This window comes from Achromobacter sp. FW305-C-28 (assembly GCF_058783235.1).
In genome coordinates this window covers 252,968-270,808 of the sequence record NZ_JBYSYL010000003.1, presented here as the reverse complement: position 1 = coordinate 270,808, position 17,841 = coordinate 252,968, and the positions used below count along the sequence as shown (strand labels likewise).

18 protein-coding genes are annotated in these 17,841 nt (G+C 57.5%); 13 read left to right on the top strand and 5 right to left on the bottom strand.

All coding sequences use genetic code 11. The features are described 5' to 3' along the window. Positions 1-111 precede the first annotated feature (111 nt). The 3 genes from AC3WMR_RS10015 (at position 112) to AC3WMR_RS10005 (ending at position 3,444) form a co-directional block, all read left to right on the top strand. On the top strand, positions 112-765 hold the full coding sequence (locus AC3WMR_RS10015; RefSeq protein ID WP_492262964.1) for an NUDIX hydrolase: 654 nt from the start codon (positions 112-114) through the stop codon (positions 763-765). A 99-nt stretch (positions 766-864) separates the two neighbouring features. After that, the gene (gene prs / locus AC3WMR_RS10010; RefSeq protein WP_492262963.1) at positions 865-1,722 is read left to right on the top strand and encodes a ribose-phosphate diphosphokinase; all 858 of its coding nucleotides are present in this window, start codon (positions 865-867) and stop codon (positions 1,720-1,722) included. A 27-nt stretch (positions 1,723-1,749) separates the two neighbouring features. Beyond that, positions 1,750-3,444, top strand: coding sequence for a nicotinate phosphoribosyltransferase (locus AC3WMR_RS10005; protein ID WP_492262962.1), 1,695 nt, complete (start codon positions 1,750-1,752; stop codon positions 3,442-3,444). A gap of 149 nt (positions 3,445-3,593) precedes the next feature. Here AC3WMR_RS10005 and AC3WMR_RS10000 read toward each other — a convergent pair whose 3' ends face one another. Further along, positions 3,594-4,241 (bottom strand): immunity 52 family protein, encoded by a 648-nt coding sequence (locus tag AC3WMR_RS10000; protein ID WP_492262961.1) that lies wholly within the window; start codon positions 4,239-4,241, stop codon positions 3,594-3,596. Between the two features lie 279 nt (positions 4,242-4,520). Here AC3WMR_RS10000 and AC3WMR_RS09995 point away from each other — a divergent pair, with 279 nt between their 5' ends. Next, complete coding sequence (locus AC3WMR_RS09995) at positions 4,521-4,973, top strand: hypothetical protein (RefSeq protein ID WP_492262960.1); 453 nt, start codon at positions 4,521-4,523, stop codon at positions 4,971-4,973. Positions 4,974-5,093: 120 nt separating this feature from the next. Then, on the top strand, positions 5,094-5,345 hold the full coding sequence (locus AC3WMR_RS09990) for a hypothetical protein (RefSeq protein WP_492262959.1): 252 nt from the start codon (positions 5,094-5,096) through the stop codon (positions 5,343-5,345). A gap of 54 nt (positions 5,346-5,399) precedes the next feature. Here AC3WMR_RS09990 and AC3WMR_RS09985 read toward each other — a convergent pair whose 3' ends face one another. Further along, complete coding sequence (locus AC3WMR_RS09985; RefSeq protein WP_492262958.1) at positions 5,400-6,029, bottom strand: tetratricopeptide repeat protein; 630 nt, start codon at positions 6,027-6,029, stop codon at positions 5,400-5,402. Between the two features lie 599 nt (positions 6,030-6,628). On the opposite strand from AC3WMR_RS09985, the gene AC3WMR_RS09980 reads away from it, so the two are divergent. From AC3WMR_RS09980 to AC3WMR_RS09970, 3 genes are all read left to right on the top strand, one after another. Beyond that, the gene (locus tag AC3WMR_RS09980; RefSeq protein ID WP_492262957.1) at positions 6,629-7,066 is read left to right on the top strand and encodes a DUF2628 domain-containing protein; all 438 of its coding nucleotides are present in this window, start codon (positions 6,629-6,631) and stop codon (positions 7,064-7,066) included. A gap of 143 nt (positions 7,067-7,209) precedes the next feature. Continuing rightward, the gene (locus AC3WMR_RS09975) at positions 7,210-7,365 is read left to right on the top strand and encodes a hypothetical protein (protein ID WP_492262956.1); all 156 of its coding nucleotides are present in this window, start codon (positions 7,210-7,212) and stop codon (positions 7,363-7,365) included. Positions 7,366-7,509: 144 nt separating this feature from the next. Further along, positions 7,510-8,277 carry an SDR family oxidoreductase gene (locus AC3WMR_RS09970; protein ID WP_492262955.1) on the top strand — a complete coding sequence of 256 codons (768 nt, stop codon included), beginning with the start codon at positions 7,510-7,512 and terminating at the stop codon, positions 8,275-8,277. On the opposite strand, the gene AC3WMR_RS09965 is transcribed toward AC3WMR_RS09970, so the two are convergent. Further along, positions 8,212-9,255, bottom strand: coding sequence for a LysR family transcriptional regulator (locus AC3WMR_RS09965; protein ID WP_492262954.1), 1,044 nt, complete (start codon positions 9,253-9,255; stop codon positions 8,212-8,214). The two genes, AC3WMR_RS09970 and AC3WMR_RS09965, sit on opposite strands and share 66 nt — an antisense overlap. 62 nt (positions 9,256-9,317) lie before the next feature. Further along, positions 9,318-9,653, bottom strand: coding sequence for a hypothetical protein (locus AC3WMR_RS09960; RefSeq protein ID WP_492262953.1), 336 nt, complete (start codon positions 9,651-9,653; stop codon positions 9,318-9,320). A gap of 506 nt (positions 9,654-10,159) precedes the next feature. Between AC3WMR_RS09960 and AC3WMR_RS09955 the strand changes: the two genes are divergently transcribed. The 5 genes from AC3WMR_RS09955 to AC3WMR_RS09935 all read left to right on the top strand — a co-directional run bounded on the left by AC3WMR_RS09955 (position 10,160) and on the right by AC3WMR_RS09935 (position 17,102). Beyond that, positions 10,160-11,170: a DUF6731 family protein gene (locus tag AC3WMR_RS09955; protein ID WP_492262952.1), complete on the top strand. Its 1,011-nt coding sequence runs from the start codon at positions 10,160-10,162 to the stop codon at positions 11,168-11,170. 960 nt (positions 11,171-12,130) lie between these two features. Then, entirely contained in the window at positions 12,131-12,943 is an 813-nt protein-coding gene (locus tag AC3WMR_RS09950) for a hypothetical protein (RefSeq protein WP_492262951.1), read from the top strand. 22 nt (positions 12,944-12,965) lie between these two features. Next, positions 12,966-13,130 (top strand): hypothetical protein, encoded by a 165-nt coding sequence (locus AC3WMR_RS09945; RefSeq protein WP_492262950.1) that lies wholly within the window; start codon positions 12,966-12,968, stop codon positions 13,128-13,130. 637 nt (positions 13,131-13,767) lie between these two features. Then, on the top strand, positions 13,768-15,126 hold the full coding sequence (locus tag AC3WMR_RS09940; protein ID WP_492263305.1) for a DUF2130 domain-containing protein: 1,359 nt from the start codon (positions 13,768-13,770) through the stop codon (positions 15,124-15,126). Between the two features lie 437 nt (positions 15,127-15,563). Continuing rightward, complete coding sequence (locus AC3WMR_RS09935) at positions 15,564-17,102, top strand: hypothetical protein (RefSeq protein ID WP_492262949.1); 1,539 nt, start codon at positions 15,564-15,566, stop codon at positions 17,100-17,102. Positions 17,103-17,257: 155 nt separating this feature from the next. Here AC3WMR_RS09935 and AC3WMR_RS09930 read toward each other — a convergent pair whose 3' ends face one another. Next, the gene (locus tag AC3WMR_RS09930; RefSeq protein WP_492262948.1) at positions 17,258-17,641 is read right to left on the bottom strand and encodes a VOC family protein; all 384 of its coding nucleotides are present in this window, start codon (positions 17,639-17,641) and stop codon (positions 17,258-17,260) included. Positions 17,642-17,841: the final 200 nt, after the last annotated feature.

Sequence of the window (17,841 nt, the reverse complement as noted above, 5' to 3'; positions counted from 1 at the left end):
TTTTTGTAGCGTAATCTTCACTTTTATAAATCTCAACCCTTTCCAAGGCACAGTTGACCAATCCCCCGCTTAGTGGCACCTTACCCCGAAGTCTCGCCTACGGAATCCCGCTTGGACCACCCCCAGCCCCTCGTCACCGTCGACGCCGTCTTGCTCACCTTGCGCGCAACCGGCCTGGAAATCGCCCTGCACCCGCGCGACCGCGCGCCGTTCAAGGGCGCCATGGCCTTGCCGGGCGGCGTCGTGCATGTGGATGAAGACGCCAGCACCGAAGCCAGCATCCGCCGCGTGCTGCGGGACAAGACCGGCTTCGAACCCCGCTACCTGGAGCAGTTGCAGGTGTTCTCCGGCCGAGACCGCGACCCGCGCAAATGGTCGCTGTCCGTGTCTTACGTGGCGCTGGTGCCCGCCGCCGAGCTGGAAGCCGCGAGCCCGGCCGCCTTCCAGTTCGTCAGCGTCGACGCCCTGCCGCCCCTGGCCTTCGACCACGCCGACATCGTCGCCGCCGCCGTCGCCCGCCTGCGCGGCAAGTCCAGCTATTCCACCCTGCCGTTCTTCCTGCTGCCGGAACGCTTCACGCTGACCGAACTGCAACACACCTACGAAGCCATCCTGCAGACCCGCCTCGAGAAATCCAACTTCCGCCGCAAGATGGAAGCCTGGGGCGTGCTGGAAGCCACCGAAGACTACGTGCTGGGCGCCCAACGCCCCGCCCGCCTGTACCGCCTGAAAGACTTCACCCTGTTCGACCGCAGCGTCGGATAAGCATCGCGCCCACCTCTTGAACCCACCATAGTTGCAAACAAACAATAAGTAGGCTTATACTGGCGCCACTTAGTTTTAATTTGCCACTAAGGCCACATCATGTTCACCCTCACAGCGGTAGTAGCAGGACAACGCCACAGCGCCACCCCGGCCGCGTTTGTGTTCCCCGGCGGCGAAAGCCAGGTCACCGTGCCGGCGTCATTGCAGGCCCTGGCCGATACGGCCAGCGAATTCCGCATCCACGCCTTGCTCAAGTCCGCCGACGACGTCATGCAGCTGCTCATGCTGACCGACGCGCTGCGCCGCCTGAACCCCGCCGTGCCCGTGCACCTGGACATGCCCTACGTGCCCTACGCCCGGCAAGACCGCGTCTGCAACCCGGGCGAAGCGCTGGGCGCGACCGTGTTCTGCAAACTGATCAACGACCAGCAATACGCCACCGTCACCGTCGTCGAGCCCCACAGCGACGTCACCCCCGCCCTGCTGCAACGCGTGCGCGTGGTCGATGCCAGCGCCTTTCTCAAGAGCGCCCTGGCCGCCCCCGCCTTTGCCAACGGCGTCACCCTGATGGCGCCCGACGCCGGCGCCCGCAAGCGCGTCCAGGCCCTGGCCAAGAAGCTGGGCGTGACCGACGTGCGCTACGCCGAAAAAGTCCGCGACCCGCAGACCGGCCGCATCACGGAAACCCGCGTGCCCGACGACATCCCCGCCCAGCCCGTGCTGGTCGTCGACGACATCTGCGACGGCGGCCGCACCTTCCTGGAACTGGCCACCGCCCTGCGCGACAAGACCCGCCAGCCCTTGTACCTGTACGTCACGCATGGCCTCTTCAGCAAGGGCTTTGCCGAGTTGAACGCCCGCTATGCCGGCCTCTACACCGCCTACGACTGGACCGGTGCCGACGGCGCCGATGCGCCCACGGTCGTCAACCCCGCGCCCGCCGGCACCCACAACTAAGCCCATCCGCATCAAGGAGTCCGCACCATGAACGCCCCCGCTCCCGTCACCGTCAAGAACGGCATCAACCCCTTCCTGCAAGCCGACTTCTACAAGACCGGCCACCCCTTCCAGTACCCCAAGGGCACCAACAAGATCCTGGCCAACTTCACCCCGCGCTCGGCTCGCCTGGCGCCGGTGCTGCCCGAACTGTTCGACAACAAGATCGTCTGGTTCGGCCTGCAAGGCTTCATCAAGGAAATCCTGATCGACCTGTTCAACCGAGAATTCTTCGGCAAGCCCGCGGGCGCCGCCGTTCGCCAATACCGACGCCGCGTGGACAACGCGCTGGGCAAGGGCGCCGTCACCGTCGACCACCTGCAAGCCCTGTACGACCTGGGCTACCTGCCCCTGGAAATCCGCTCGCTGCCCGAGGGCGCGCGCGTCGACATCCGCGTGCCCCCGGTCACCTTCGTCAACACCCGCCCGGAATTCGCGTGGCTGGTGACCTACATCGAAACCCTGTTCAGCTGCGAATCCTGGAAGGCCTCCACCGTCGCCACCATCGCCTTTGAATACCGCAAGCTTCTCACCTACTTCGCCCGCCTGACCGGCAGCCCCATGGACTTCGTCAACTGGCAAGGCCACGACTTCTCGATGCGCGGCATGTCCGGCCTGTACGACGCCCGCAAGAGCGGTGCCGGTCACTTGCTGTCGTTCACCGGCACCGACACCATTCCGGCGATTGATTACTTGGAGGACCTGTACGGCGCGGACTCCGACCGCGAACTCATCGGCGGTTCGGTCCCGGCTACCGAGCACTCGGTCATGTGCCTGGGTAGTAAGGAAGGCGAAATCGAAACCATCCGCCGCCTGGTCACCCAGGTGTATCCGGCCGGCATCGTGTCGGTGGTGTCGGATACCTGGGACTTCTGGCAGGTCGTCACGGACTTTGCGGCGGCGTTAAAGCCCGAGATCCTGGCGCGCCAGCCCGATCCCTATGGCAACGCCAAGGTCGTGTTCCGGCCGGATTCCGGCGACCCCGTGAAGATCCTGACTGGTTACTTCTGCACCGACGTGCCCCGTGTGGAAGACGCCGCGGCCCTGGTTGCCGCCCGTCGTGAGGGATTCGAAGCGGTGCGCGATGTGGCGACCGGCATGTACTGGCGGTTGGACGAAGACGCACGTGCCGCCCAAACGCTGCGCGAACCCGAAGTCAAAGGCGCCGTGCAATGCCTGTGGGACACCTTTGGCGGCACGGTCACCGACCGCGGCTACAAGCTGCTGGACTCGCACGTCGGCCTGATCTACGGCGATTCGATCACCTTGGCCCGGGGCCGAGACATTCTGGTGCGGCTGGAGAAAAAGGGCTTTGCATCCGGCAACGTCGTCCTGGGCATCGGCTCGTACACCTACCAGTACCTGACGCGCGACACCTTCGGCTGGGCCCTGAAGGCGACGTATGCCGAGGTCAACGGCGAGGCCCAGGAACTGGTGAAGGACCCCGTCACCGACTCGGGCGTGAAGCGGTCGGCCAAGGGCCTGCTGCGGGTCGATGAAACGGCCACCGGGTATGTTCTGCATGACCAGCAAACGCCTGAACAAGCGGAAGGCGGCGCGCTGGTGCCGGTTTTCCGCGATGGCCGGTTGCTGGTGGAGCAAAGCCTGGCCGAGATCCGGGAACGGCTGCAAGGGTCGTGGGTATGTCCGGAGCCGGGGAGTATTGATTGGGCGAAGCGCTAAAAAATAGTCGGGAAGCGGCGCCGGAGCGCCTAATCGGCCTGAAGTATTCTCGTGCTGGGCATCGTTTCCATTATGGCCGACTCGACATGGCTCACTGATTTCCATTTTCCGCTCGTCCCGCAGCGATTGGGAGGCAGATCAATGACAAATTACAGGTCTGCGTAGCGTGGCAGCAAGTCCTGATCCACCAGGCGCATCTCAATTCGGTTTGCCAAATCGACATGGCTGGGGTTGTCCAGCGAAAATACTTCATCAGCTACGCTAACGATAATAGTGCCGGTCTGCTTCTTTCCGGCAGCGGGAACGGGAATCAATGCTTGGGCTTCTGGGACTTGTTCGGCGGTGATTACTTGCGGGAGGTACAGCATCCAGCCTACGCCAGGCTTGTCGTCGAAGACTTGCTTTTGAGCGTAATAGCGAGGCGCGACAGAGATGTACAAAGGATGAAACAGTCTTGCCAGTGCCGCGACGATGTCTTTAACCGAATCTGCGCCGCCAAACCTGTCGTCTCGCTGCTTATGATTCGAAATGGTCAGAGTGCAAGGTTGACTCCTGTCGTTCGCATACAGTGCAAGCGAAACTCCGTCACGTCGCTCGTCAGCCCCATTCCAAATCGAGATGAACGTAAACGACTTATCATCCCGATACTTGTGATTAAGCACCGCAAGCAGTGCTGTTGATGGCTCTCCGCCCTCAAACGCAGGATATAAGAGTGCCTCTTCGATCGAATCACCCTGAGCAAACCAATGACTCAATCCCTCCGACTTCTCAGCCAACAATGAGGTAATGCTATGCATTCGACGTAGCATCTCGGGGAAGTCTTCCGACGCGAGCGTTGGGTCTCTGAATTTGCACGTAAAGATCATTTCTTGCTCTCTAAGGATGCCACTCGGACTCGACACGATATTCATTCAATACTGAGAACATCAGCGCGAGTGTTTTGGGGGTTTGAAAGTACCATCTCAATCTCGCCGGCGGAGAACTGTTAACGGCAAAAGCTTGCCGTTCAATTTCTCCCTGCATGGTACGAAAGCCCCCAAACCATTCCGGGACCTCTCCATCATCATCTATGAACAATGGTGTCAGACTACGGTTTCGCGAACGAAAACCGTAGTCTGACACCATATTCTCCAGCGGTTTCACCCTGGAATGGCGCAGCCCTTGCGCACGCAAACGAAGTGCTTCTTGCCAGGACATCAGGCTCCGCCAACCTGTATGCAATCTTCACCGCCGCCTGCGGCGTTGAAACACATACCCTCAGGTACCTCGGAAAAACAACCCAGAAGCTCGCGCGGCAACGGATCAAAAATCACTTGTTTCACAAGCATGAGAAAACAGGCTCAAAACTGGCTCAAGTTGTCGCCCATGCTTGTGCCGGCGGAACGGTCCAGATCGCCTGGGTAAAAGTGCAGCCCGAGTCTCTCAGAAACTATCTCGAGGAAGAACTGATACGCCGCCATCCCGAGGCCGACTGGAACCGGGAAAACTGGGGCCGAAAAATGGCCGAAGTCGCGGCATCTTTGGCTTGATTCACCTGCAAGCGCGTCGTGCAAGCGCCACCGCATCGCGGCATTGCGAGTAAGGTATTGGGTACAAGGCCTTGATTGCTCGGCACCCCGGCCTGTGCCCCCCGCAGGAATCCCTACACCATGAAGCCCCTTCGTTCCGCCCTCACTCCACTCCTGCTCGCCATCGCCTGCGCATCGCTGGCCGCCTGCGCGGATGCCCCGCCCAAGCGCACCGATATGGACTACCGCAGCCGGCCGCCCACCGCGGCCAAGCCCGTGCCCAGCGGCACGGCGTCCTCGGGACAGAATCTGACCATCCAGACGGGTGAAGGGGAAAGACTGAATCTGCCATGGTTCATCCGGGATACGCAGACCTGGATCAATAAGCAGTGAGCGGCAACCAGTCTGCTGGCAATCGCCGCGCGTCAGCAGACCAAACGATATTGCCTACTTTCCTTGCTCGGGATACTTCTTCAGTAAGTCCACGAATGGCGGTTTCTGCACGGTCTGCCGGTATTCCTCGCGAGCAGCCGGCTGGGACTTGCCGATCAAGGCACGGGCCTTGTCGATGTCGGCACGCGCCAGTTCCGACTGCCCCATCCGGTCATAGGCCACACTGCGATAGGCGTATGCCCAGACATAATCCTGTTGGTAAGTCATGCCCTCAGAAAAGGCTTCCGCGGCACTCGACCACTGCTGCGTATCGATCAGTGCCCGGCCAAGATGGTAGTAGCTCGGCATGCCAGGGGTCGTGCCCTTGCCGTCGAGCCCCATGTTGTCCTGGAGCATTTTCCTGAGCAGTTCGACCGCCCGCTCGGGCTGCCCGCCGCCTCGATAGGCGCGGGCAAGACCGATGATGTCCCAAGCTGTGCGGGCAGGCTTCAAGCGCAATGATTCCTCGCGATCGGCGATGGCATGTGCGTAGTCTTCCTTTTGCCCGTACGCGACTGCACGCATTTGCAACGTGATCGCCCGAACATCGGGTGGAGCATCGGCCCGACTTGAAAGACAAGCAGACAACTGCCCAATGGCCTGGTCTGGATCTGCGAACCCTTCACCGCTCTCGTTCAATTTCATCGTGCTCAACGGCTTGCACGTGCTAGCCGTGCTCGTCGGCGCGGGCGAACTGCCTGTCGCCAACACCGAGGGGGCAGCAAGCAGGAAGACTGATGCAAACAGAATGGGAGCAAATCTGGCCATTGGATCTTCGGTGAGGGGGTGAATGGATGGAACAGGCTCGCTCTGTTGTAGCATTCGATGGTCGTATTAACAGATGCGGTCGTCTGACACCAGTTATTGCAATGCATCCAGTGCGAATATACGGGCACGGCGGAAAGTCGATGCGGGCTTTCTGCGTGCTTCCTCGGATTTTGTCGATACCGCACCAGCCGCGGGGCCTAGACGATCATGGCTGGGTCGAGCCGGTTTCCGCGGTCAGGCAGATACTTCCCCATGGGGGCTGTACTGTGAGGGGCCACGATTCGGCCCTGGGACACGACGTCCGCCTTGTGATTGCGTCGCGTGCCGTTATCAGGGCCGTTTTCAGAAAGTTCCAATTCCACCACTTTTTTCCGCGTAGAAAAATTTCTGCTCGATGGCTCGGAAATCTCCAGAGCGATGGAGGTCGCCTTTTTTCAGGCGGGTTAGCCACATGTGATGCCCTGGCCATAATTTGAATGGATGACGAAATGCCGCCGGAAAAGTATGCGGGATATAGCAAAAAATTCAGGGAATGTTTTGAGTTCTTTGATCAGCATGGTGCGCCGGGCACGCGCGCCCACAGTCGGGCCTTGAAGGCCATGCCTTTCGGAAAAAGATTCTGGTTCATGTTTAATTTCCCGGCATTCTTCTTTGGTTGGATCTATTTCATCCAAAAAGGAATGACGAAACAGGGATTGGTATTAAATGTAATAACCATGATTGTCATCATGCTGGCCTACCTTGTTTTCATAGGGCTGTTGGGGCTCGGGGACGGATTTGGGGCGGGTGCAATGGTGTCGATTTGGCTGATTTACATGCTTCTTGTCTCGACTTCGGCGAGCTATCAGGTCTATCTCAAAGAAATAAAACATGTCGATGCCTGGAATCCGTTCAAGGGAATCGGTTGGCACTGAAGTCGGCGCTTGCTACCGCTACCAGGATGAGAATTGGAGGCTATAAATAAGGAAATAAGGTGTCTGACACTGAGGTTTCCCCATGAATTTATCGCAATCCGCCACGGTGAACCAAACGGTGAGCCTGACGTGTTCTCGTCGACATGGACCACCGCAGCCGACCGCCCACCGCGGCCAAGCCCGTGCCCAGCGGCACGGCGTCGTCGGGACAGAACCTGACCATCCAGACGGGTGACGGGGAAAGACTGAGCCTGCCGTGGTTCATCCGGGACACGCAGACCTGGATCAATAGCAACTGACCGGCAACCGGCCTGCTGCCCAGCGCCACAGGCCCGCAAGCCACATCGGCAAGACCGATACCCCTATCAGACCTTCCTGCTGGCGCCTGGCCCAGCGTCGCGCCAACATCCCCCATTCCACACACGGACTCCAAGGAATGGAACATGGGCAACAATCTTGCAGGACAGCGGGTCATGGTCGTTGGCGGCAACTCTGGCATGGGCCTGGCCGTCAGTGCGCGGTTGATGAAGATGCACTGCCAGGTGCTGATCGTGGGCCGGTCCCGCGACAAGCTTGATGCGGCGCGCGAGCAGTTGGGCACATTGGGCGACAAGGCTCCCAAGCAAGCGCCAGCCTTCAACGACCCCATCCTGCTTCAAGCAGACGTCACCGACGACGCGCAAGTCCAGCGGCTGTTCGAAGCATCAGGGCCCGTGGACCACCTGATCTGCACCGCCGCCGACATCCGCGGCGCCTACGAGTTGCTGCCGCAACTGCCCCTGGACGCGCTGGACCGCGCCATCCGCTCCAAGGTCATTGCGCCCATCCTGCTGGCCAAACACGGCGCGCCACACATGCCGGCGCACGGCTCCATCACCCTCACGTCCGGCATTGCCGCCTACCGCCCCAGACCCAAAGGCGTCGCCGTGGCCGCCATCAATGCCGCCCTGGAAGGCGCCGTGCGCGCCATGGCCGTCGAACTTGCGCCGTTGCGCATCAACGCCGTATCGCCGGGGTGGGTACGCACGCCCATCTGGAACGACGTGGCGGGCGCGGACAGTGAATCGCTTTTGGCAGCGATGGCCGAGCGGCTGCCGGTGGGCCGGGTGGGCACCCCCGACGACATCGCCGACGCCATCGCCTTTCTACTTGGCAATGGCTACACGACCGGCACGGTGCTGCACGTGGACGGCGGGCATCGGCTCGTCTGAGGGGGTTGCCGCCAGGCGGATCCTTTGGATGAAGGCGGCGACGTGGCTTGCGGGTTGCCGGGGCGGGGTGAGCAGGCAGATGGGCAGCCCTTCCCCACTGCGGGTCGCTAGCGGCCGCCATTCGACGCGGGGGGGTGTCTCGGTAGGCTTCGTCACCCTTCCTGACAGGCCAGACGCCGTCTCAGACGACCTCGTCACCACTCCCGACAGGTCAGGCATCGTCCCGGCCGGGTTCATGGCCATTCTCGGCAGGATTGATACACCAAGGCCCGCCGACACCATCTGCATCAAGGCAGGAACGCTGTCGGCAACACCACGGATGCGTGGCCGCGCGGGGGCTTCCTGCAACAGCGCCTCGAGGTATTCTCGATAGCGGCACCCTTCCATCGTCACAATCAGCGGAAACGCCGCGAGGGCGTCCGGGGTAACGACGTCGGACGATAGGCCAAGGGGATGACCCGGCGAAAAAACCACCACCGGCATGTCCCGGGTAATGACTTCCACGTGCAGATTGGCGTCGCTGGCCGGCCAGCCGTGCACCAGCCCCAGGTCAGCGGTGCCGCTGAGCACGGCCTGGGCCGTGGCTTGGGAGTTTCTTTCCTGGACGGCGACCTGGGCGTCGCGGTGCGTCGCGGCGAAGTGCAGCAGTTGCGGGAGCAGGATGCTGGTGCACAGCGTTTGCGGGGCCGCGACGCGAATCGTGCCGGCCGGATCGGCGGCGTTGTCGCGAACCTCGCGGAAGGTGTCGTCCGCCAGGGCGAGTAACTCGCGGGCCCGGACTGCCAGCTTTTCTCCGGCCGAGGTCAGTTGCAGGCGGTTGTTCTGGCGGATGAATAACGGCTGCCCGACGGTCTCTTCCAGCGCCCTCACCTGTTCCGTCACGCTGGGTTGCGACAGGTGCACCCGTTTGGCGGCCTGCGTGAAGCTCAACGTTTCCACTGCCGCAATGAAGATTTTTAGTTGGCGTAGTTGGAACATGGCGGGGGGGTGATTTGGCGGTTGCCGAGCGGATCACGTTAACCCAACTCGGCGTTCAATGACTATTGGATTGAAGTCGGCGCGTCGTGCGTCGCGCCGTCACCGTCCGCGTCATCGCCCTGGCCCGACTGTGCTTGTTCAAGCATGGCGTCGGTCAAGGTGCCGATGTGGTCGCATAACCCCTCTACCCCACCCATCAACGCCATCACTGCCCAGGCATCCAGCGGCGGAGCGCCTGTTGCGTCGGGTTCGGCAGCGCTATTGCCGACCATGCGGACGATGGTCTGAATCGCGTAGCGGGCGCGGTCTATCTGGTGGAGATGGGAAAGGGAAACTGGGCCGAATTCGCGGTCGGAATCGACGAACCAAGGGTTTTGCGTGAGGGGGTGGTGCAGCATGGGGCTGCCTCCTATAGGGCTGAGTCAGGCCGCATGCGTTGCGGCTGTCCGCCTATAGCTTTCCGGCTTCCAGTCCGGACTACCGGTGGGGGGTAGCGGGGGGAGTATATGGCGTGGGATGGGGAGACGTTGCAGAAAGGGACATTTTTGATACTAGGCTAGCGTTCGCGGTGTACAAGATTGTTGCCTACGAAGCACTGCGGGCAGCCCGGTGTAGTCCCTACGACTGCGTGCATGGCCTGTCTTCCTTCAAACGGTGTAGTCGCCCGATGAAGGGTATAGGACTGGCGCCATGCACGCCTCAATCATCCAGCGGCGAATCGTTCGACTTCGCCCACCATCGCAAATCCCTGATTTAAAGTGGATTTCCCTGAAAAGCTGTGGGGGGAAACCTCAGAGTCCGCCATCGAAAATTCTGCAACGAGCCCCTACCTGAAAATCGGGTACGACAGTCTTACGGATAGCCATACCAAAGATGAAGCAACCTCGGCCAGATGATTAGGGGCATGGGCAATCTTTGGTTGTCGCCGCTCCGAGAAATTTCAAGTGTAATTTTCAAGCCGACCAAAGTCATCAGAGGGGGCGATTTTGGATTTTTCGTAGACAGTGATAAAAATAGCGTGTCAGTAACGGAATTTAACGAAAAAATGAGAACTATCACAGTTGACTTGTATGCCGTGGACGCACTCCCCGGAACTCCAGATTTGTCTCAGGTTCTCGGAGCGCTGGCGAACACACCGCTGCAAGATAGAGTAAAGGTGTGCGGCAAGCTCTCGATCCGCCTCGAACACGTGACGTTTCATCAAATCGCGGGCAAGCCTGATTACTGGAGGCTGGGCTTTACTCGCGCGAGAGACGACGGCTGGCCAGCCATTGGGGGACCCACGGCACCCGCTCAGGATCTTGTCCTCCAACAAAACGGCACGTTGCTCGAAGAGACATTTGCACTTTTTGTACCCTCGCAATCCAAATTGATCGTGCAATACTGCCACGCTGGAGTCCGCATGCCAAAGATTGCTGACTATCTATCTCAATCGACAAACGTAGGCAGCCAAGGCTATCGCTTACTACCAGTAGTAAACAAGAGCGTCCTGAGCCTTTATCGGCAGAAGTCAGAAGTGGCAAAAATGCACATCATGATCGATAAAGTCTCTGACGCCGACGTCGCGCGTTTCAAAGGCACCAAGGTCGCAGATATGATGAAGGCTTGCGTGCAGTCCAACGCTAAGCGTTTTGAAGCATCTTTCTCTGTCGAGATCGGAACTAAGGATCAATCTTTGCTTGGCCGTTTTGTTGGACCGATATCCAGTCGGATTCGTAAGCGCAAAAATCCCGGCGATAAACTACTATTGGAAGCCCGGGAAAACGAGGAGGACCGCCTTCATCCGATTGATCTACTTGCGGCGACCGAGAGCCGATACTTCAGCGAATCCAAAGTTCTTAGAACCCAAGGAAAACGCTACCAAGCAACGAGCATGTTCAATTTGCTGGAGGTTGCGATGGACGATTGGGTATGAACGAGGCCTCCCCTGCGGAAAGCGTTCGGCGCTCACCGGCACAATGCCTCGAAGCCTCGTGGCCTCTTATTATTGGCCTCCTTGCTGCAAGCGCAACATGGTTCTCCGGTTGGACGTTTTCGACAGCCCGGTACGACAGTCAGTTGGCTGCGACCATTAGCATCTCGTCAATTTTGACTGGCTTTCTTGGCACAGCACAGGCCATTATGCTTACGGTCACTTCTGGCCGTATGACCTGGTTGCTAAAAAACCAAGATATCTGGGGTCACGTCCTCTCGTTCTTTCGCGTCGCACTCCTTGCTAATCTGGCACTCTGTGTATGGTCGCTAGTCCTTTCATCGACAGAAGTTTCCCAATGGCCCAGTTTCGCACGGCCATTTCTGTTTCCACTCTGGGTGGGGGCAGTAGTCATCGCCATTCTCTCGTTCTACAAGGCACTAACTTTATTATTCCTACTTCTACGTAAGTAGAAACGTTTGCAAATAAGGTGTCAGACGCTTTTGAGGGGTGCTCGTCGAAAGCGCAGTCAGATTACCCTATTCTGGAGTCAATAGAATGCCAAAAATTGTTCAGCTTGCCACGACAACGGCTGACGGCGATAAGGTACCGACATTATTTGCATTGGATGAGGAGGGTCGTATGTGGCGCGCCCGGATCAACTCGAGTGGCAAACCCGCCAGAGAATGGATAGAGGTCCAGGGTCCAGGCGAGGATCTTAGCGACAATTCCGACGGTTAAGGCTTACGAACCGAGAATAGGGTTTCAGACTGCGTTTTGCAGGAATGCTCATCCAAAACGTAGTTTTGGCACCATATTTTTCGCAAACTTCCTATATCGCGTGATGAAAATTTCGTACTGCGTTACGATTCTTCATCCTCTGCACGACATTTAGTTATGCAGAGACAGAAAAATCGCCGTCTCCGCTCTGTCCGGAGGTGCAAAAGCGAGGAAGGGCTTGGCGTGAGGCTACAACATTGGATTAAAGCGGGCTGGCGCAAGTGTGCAGAATGGTCAGCGATCAAACGGGTCGCTGCAAAGTGGCAAAGACTCCGTACACTGGGAACCACGCACCATGTCGACCGCATGAAGGATTGGCTACCGTCTGACTCTCCACCATCAACGCTCGTGCTTAGCGTTTACGAAGACCTATATCGGGCGCAGACTGACGTTCGAGAAAACTTCCCCGCACGCCTGCAAATACCTTTGGCACTTGCTTTGCCGTTATTGACCGCCCAGGGCTTCTTGTTCTTCGCTGCGAGACACGTGCAAGGAAGCTGGGCGAGTTATACTTTTTACCTTTTCTTGGGACTAGCGGTTCTCAATGTCTTTTACGCTGGAGTTGTTTTTCTTCGAGTCAGTTCCGGCCACCTCTATCAATACTTGCCGACCCCTCTGGAAGTGGAGACTTTTCGCGCTAGACTTCGAAGTTACTACGAAGCAAACCCGACCGAGGACTGCCGTGATAATGAGGATGTCGCTCGTCACGTCAACCTTTGGGCGGAGAAGGACATTCGAAGACACTATGTCATATGTACCTCGGTGAATGCGGAGCTAAACGGCGCTCGCTCAAACGCCATTCTGGCAATCCACAAAATTCTGTTCAACGCTATTCTCCTCACGATAATTGCGTTCTTCTGCTTCGTGCTTGGAGATTTGAAGGACCAACCTATACATCGCGCACAGGTGCAAATGGTTGAAAAAGTTGGCCCAAATCTACCCATAGTCATTTTTCAAGGGATTCGTACCATAGATGTCGACGCAGTATGGCAATAGAGTTAACTAATGGAGAAATAACATGAGCACAGACCAAAACCAGAATAAACCTGCCGCCCAAAAGCCGGAGCCGACTCCCAACCAAGCGCCGTTCAATTCCGTTCCACCCGGTGGCTGGTCGGAGCCGAATCTCGTGATGGAAGATTATAAGGATCGTCCGATCACTAAAAAGGACCATGATGAATAAGCCCAGCAAGCCGCCCCCTCCTCCAGCGAAATCCGCTCCGGCAACGCCACCCGTTCGGCCGACGGATCCCCATTTCGCCATGGATAGTGAACCGCCGCTGAAGAAACGCGAGGTGGAGGGCAAGAAGTGACATCGCACATTGAGCTTGCCTATCCATCTTCACTGAACATTGGCTAAGACTGAGTCTCTGAATCTGTGGCGCCTCAGACGGAAGCCTATGCGAAATCAGCGGTGGGCTCCATTTCCGGCAACTGAACGTTCACCAGAACAATGGTGTCAGACTACGGTTTTCAATAGCTGAGAATTCAGGTTTCTATACGGGCAGCTCAAAGCTGCGCATCTTCTCTTCGATACCAAACACTCCATGCACGAAATCATTTGCCCTCATTGCAAGAAAGCGTTCAAGATCGACGAAGCTGGCTATGCCGATATTCAAAAACAGGTTCGCGACAGCGAGTTCGACAAGGAGCGTAAAGAGCTAGAGAAGCAGTTGCACGAGCGGCTACAGCTGGCCGAGCAGGAAAAGCACAATGCCGTCGCTCTAGAACAAGCCAGGATGACTGGTGAAATGACGAGCAGCGTCGCCAACAAGGATGCAGAGATTCAGGAACTCAAAAACCAGTTAGAAGCGGCTGCCATGGCCAGCCGGCTGGCCGTAGCCGAAGCCCTGAGCGGACTAGAAAAAGAGCGTGACGGGCTGCTCAACCAGTTGACCAAAGCGCAAAGCGAGCAGCAAAACGCCGAACAGTTGGCTGCCACGCGGCTGCAGCTCGAACTTGAGAAAAGCGCGGCGGCCAAGGATGCGGAAATCCAGAGATTAAAAGCCCAATTGGACAGCGAAACTGTGGTGCACCAACTGGCCGTGAACAACGCCGTCAGCGATGCGCAAAAGCAGCGCGACGAGCTTGCGCAACAACTGCGCCAGACTCAGCTTGAACAAAAGGCCCAGGCCGAACTGGCCCAAAATCGGCTGGAAGGCGAGCTGCAAAAAGCAGCCACCAGCAAAGAACTCGCATTGCAAATGCTGAAATCTCAACTGGACGCGACGTCAGTCAGCCATCAGTTGGCGATTGCAGAGGCCGTAGGCAAGGTGCAGCAAGAGCGTGACACGTTCAAAAACCACCTGGATCGTGCCGCACTAGAAAAGGAATTGGCCGAAAAATCTCTCAAGGACAAGTACGAAACCCAGCTCAAGGATCGTGACGAAGCCATTGAGCGTCTCCGCGACATGAAGGCCAGACTCTCGACCAAGATGGTCGGCGAAACACTGGAGCAACATTGCGAAATTGAGTTCAACCGCATTCGTGCCAGCGCTTTTCCTCGTGCCTATTTCGAGAAGGACAACGACGCTAGCAGCGGCAGCAAGGGCGACTTCATCTTTCGCGAAAGCGACGACGAGCAGACCGAAATCGTCTCCATCATGTTCGAAATGAAAAACGAGAACGATCAGACTGCCACCAAGAAAAAGAACGAGGACTTCTTCAAAGAGCTGGACAGGGACCGCTCGGAAAAGAGCTGTGAATACGCGGTGCTGGTTTCACTGCTGGAGCCTGATAGCGAGCTCTACAACAGCGGCATAGTCGATGTGTCGCACCGTTATCCAAAAATGTACGTGGTGCGGCCTCAATTCTTCGTCCCTATGATCACGTTGTTACGCAATGCGGCCATGAACTCGCTGCACTATAAGTCCGAGCTGGCCCTAATGAAAGCGCAGAACGTGGATATCACTCGTTTCGAGAGTCAGTTGGAAGACTTCAAAACCTCGTTTGGCCGCAACTGGCGTCTTGCCTCCGACGGCTTCGAGGAAGCCGTCAAGCGCATCGACGAAGCCATCAAGGACCTGGAAAAAACCAAGGATGCACTCTACAAGTCGGCCAACAATCTGCGCCTGGCTAACGACAAGGCCGAAGACCTTACCGTCAAGAAACTGACGCGCGGGAACCCGACCATGGCTACCAAGTTTGCTGAACTGCAGAGCGAAAGCCCCACTGAATAAATTTATAAGGCGTCAAATGCTGGGAGCGCCCTTGCGACGGAAACCCAAAAAGTAAGGTGTCAGACTACGCTTTGGAGGAAAGCTCAACCCAAACGTGGTCTGATGATTCAATTCGCGCAAACGGAGACGGCATGACGCTTGCGTGTCGTTTCGCATATCGTTGTTCCCCAAACTTGCGGCTCTCTGATCTTGGCAAATCAATGTAGAGCAGATTTGACTAACGGCTGACGCCCGCGCCGAGCTTTCTTCACAGTTGTCGGAAAAACAGCCATTGGCTCTCAAACGGTGACCTTTCGGATAGGTAACCGCGCAGAAAAAATGGTTTCGGACTACGGTCTATCAAAAAAATCGTAGGCTGAGACCTTTTTTATATCTGGCCGAAGGTCTTACCTATAATGCTATCCATCTAAGCCAGCAGACCTAAAGGAGAAGCTCAGATGGCGAGCAAGAGTTTCGATCTCAACATAGAGAAAATTCTAGAGAATTGGGAGGTTCGCCATGGTATTCGGGAAGTTATAGCCAACTCACTTGACGAACAGATATTGACGGGAACCGCGCCGATTGTGATCGAAAAACGCAACGGCACATGGCTCATTCGGGATAGTGGCCGAGGTGTTCGGTATACACATCTCACCCAGAACGAGAATCAGGAAAAGCTCGACAGCCCCTTAGTAATCGGCCGATTTGGCATCGGACTGAAGGACGCCCTGGCCACCTTCGAACGCCATGGTGTCAGGGCTCGGATCAGGTCACGGTTCGGAACTATCACGACCCAAACATCAGCAAAGCACGGGTTCGGTGACATCTGGACCTTGCACGCTCTTATCGAGGATCCTCTGGATCCGGCATTCGTCGGCACAGAGTTTGAGCTTGAGGGGGTCGAAGACAAGGAAATGGAGGCAGCCAAAGCCTTGTTTCTAGCGTTCTCCGATGAGGAGTTGCTTGCGACCACGCGTTTCGGCCAGATCATTAGCCGCAGTTCAGGATTTGGTGCGATCTATATCAACGGCGTGAAGGTGGCAGAGGAAGCCAATTTCCTGTTTTCTTACAACATCACTCTGCTAAGTTCGGCTATCAAGAAGGCCATCAACCGAGAGCGCTCCCATGTCGGTCGTACTGCGTACTCGGATTCAGTCAAGAAAATCCTGTTGGCATCTACTAGCGGGGATGTCGCGCGCAAGCTGGCCGAAGATATCTCCCGATTCCAATCGGGCGAAATGCATGACGAATTGGCGTGGATTGACGTGCAGGAGCACGCCGTGCGCATCCTCAACGCTCAGGACAAGGTGCTGATGGTGACCGCGCTTGAGGCGATGCGCTTCCCAGACCTGATAGACCAAGCACGCCAAAGCGGCAATACGATTCTCACGATTCCTGAAAATCTCCGGGCCAAAATCACCGACTCGGTTGATGTTGAAGGCAATCGAATGGTTGACCTCACGCAGTTCACCGAGACCTACAACGACAGCTTCAAATTTGATTTCGTGGAGGTCGAAACGCTCGACAGTCACGAGCGTAAGATCCTCGACACCACCGCCTTTGTTATCAACGCGTTCGGTGGCACACCTGCCAAGGTGTCCGCAATCAAGATTTCGAACACCATGCGCCCGGACCTGATGGGCGGTGGTCAGACCTTGGGCTGCTGGGACCCATCCACCTCGTCCATCGTCATCTGGCGCCGCCAGCTGAGCTCCTTCGAGGAGTTTTCCAGCGTACTGATTCATGAGTTGGTACACGCGAAGACTGGTTATTCCGACGTCACACGCGACTTCGAGAGCGCCCTCACGACCACCATCGGAGAGCTGTGCCTGGGGTGGTGGAATGCTGCAGGCAAAGACGCTTCTAGCCAGAAATCGATCGATGCGTCGCCCCCCAAGGACCTAATCACCAGAAGCGGGTTGCAGCAAGGCAAACAGGTCGTCGCAGAACGCTCGTCCTCCCCATCCCCGGTTAAGCGTTGGTACAAATTCTGGTGAAGCTGGGACACCCATGCGCTGAACGTCTTTGGCGAGTTATCCGAATAGCGTCCTCGAACAATAGTGTCAGACTATGGTTTCGACAAAGCGCCGACCGAGAGATATCTTCCGAGCTAAGTCTTGACGACTAAGCGACAGCCCGCCGTCAACCAACCTCAACCACCGCGGAACACGGCCTCCATATTATTACCATCAGGATCCAGCACAAACGCAGCGTAGTAGCCCGCCGGATAGCCTTGGGCAGTATCGCGCAGGCCGGGCGCACCGTTATCAGTCCCGCCCACCTTCATCGCAGCCGCGTGAAAAGCGTCGACTTCCGCCCGGCTCTTGGCCGCAAACGCGGTGTGCTGCTGCACACTATGCGGATGAAACCTGTCGATCCAGAAAATCGGATAGTCGATGCCATACCCGACGGCATCGGAGCCGATATCGCTCGGAATCTGCATGACGCGGCGCAGGCCCAATGCGCCCAGGACCGCGTCGTAGAATTTGGCGGACCGTGCAACGTCAGCCACGCCGATACCTGTATGGTCAATCATTGGAACCTCCCAGGAGGGTTCAAGGACTAGCGACCATTAAAGTGCACGGGTATGCCGTTGTCCATGACCGACCTTGGCCGCCAGGCGCAAGGCCGGGCGCAGGGAGAGACGCGGAGCCGGACGGGTAATCTGCGCTGACCCGCGAGAATCCGGTCACCAACCGCTATTGGCAAACCCGTCGGCCGTTATTCATTCAAGCC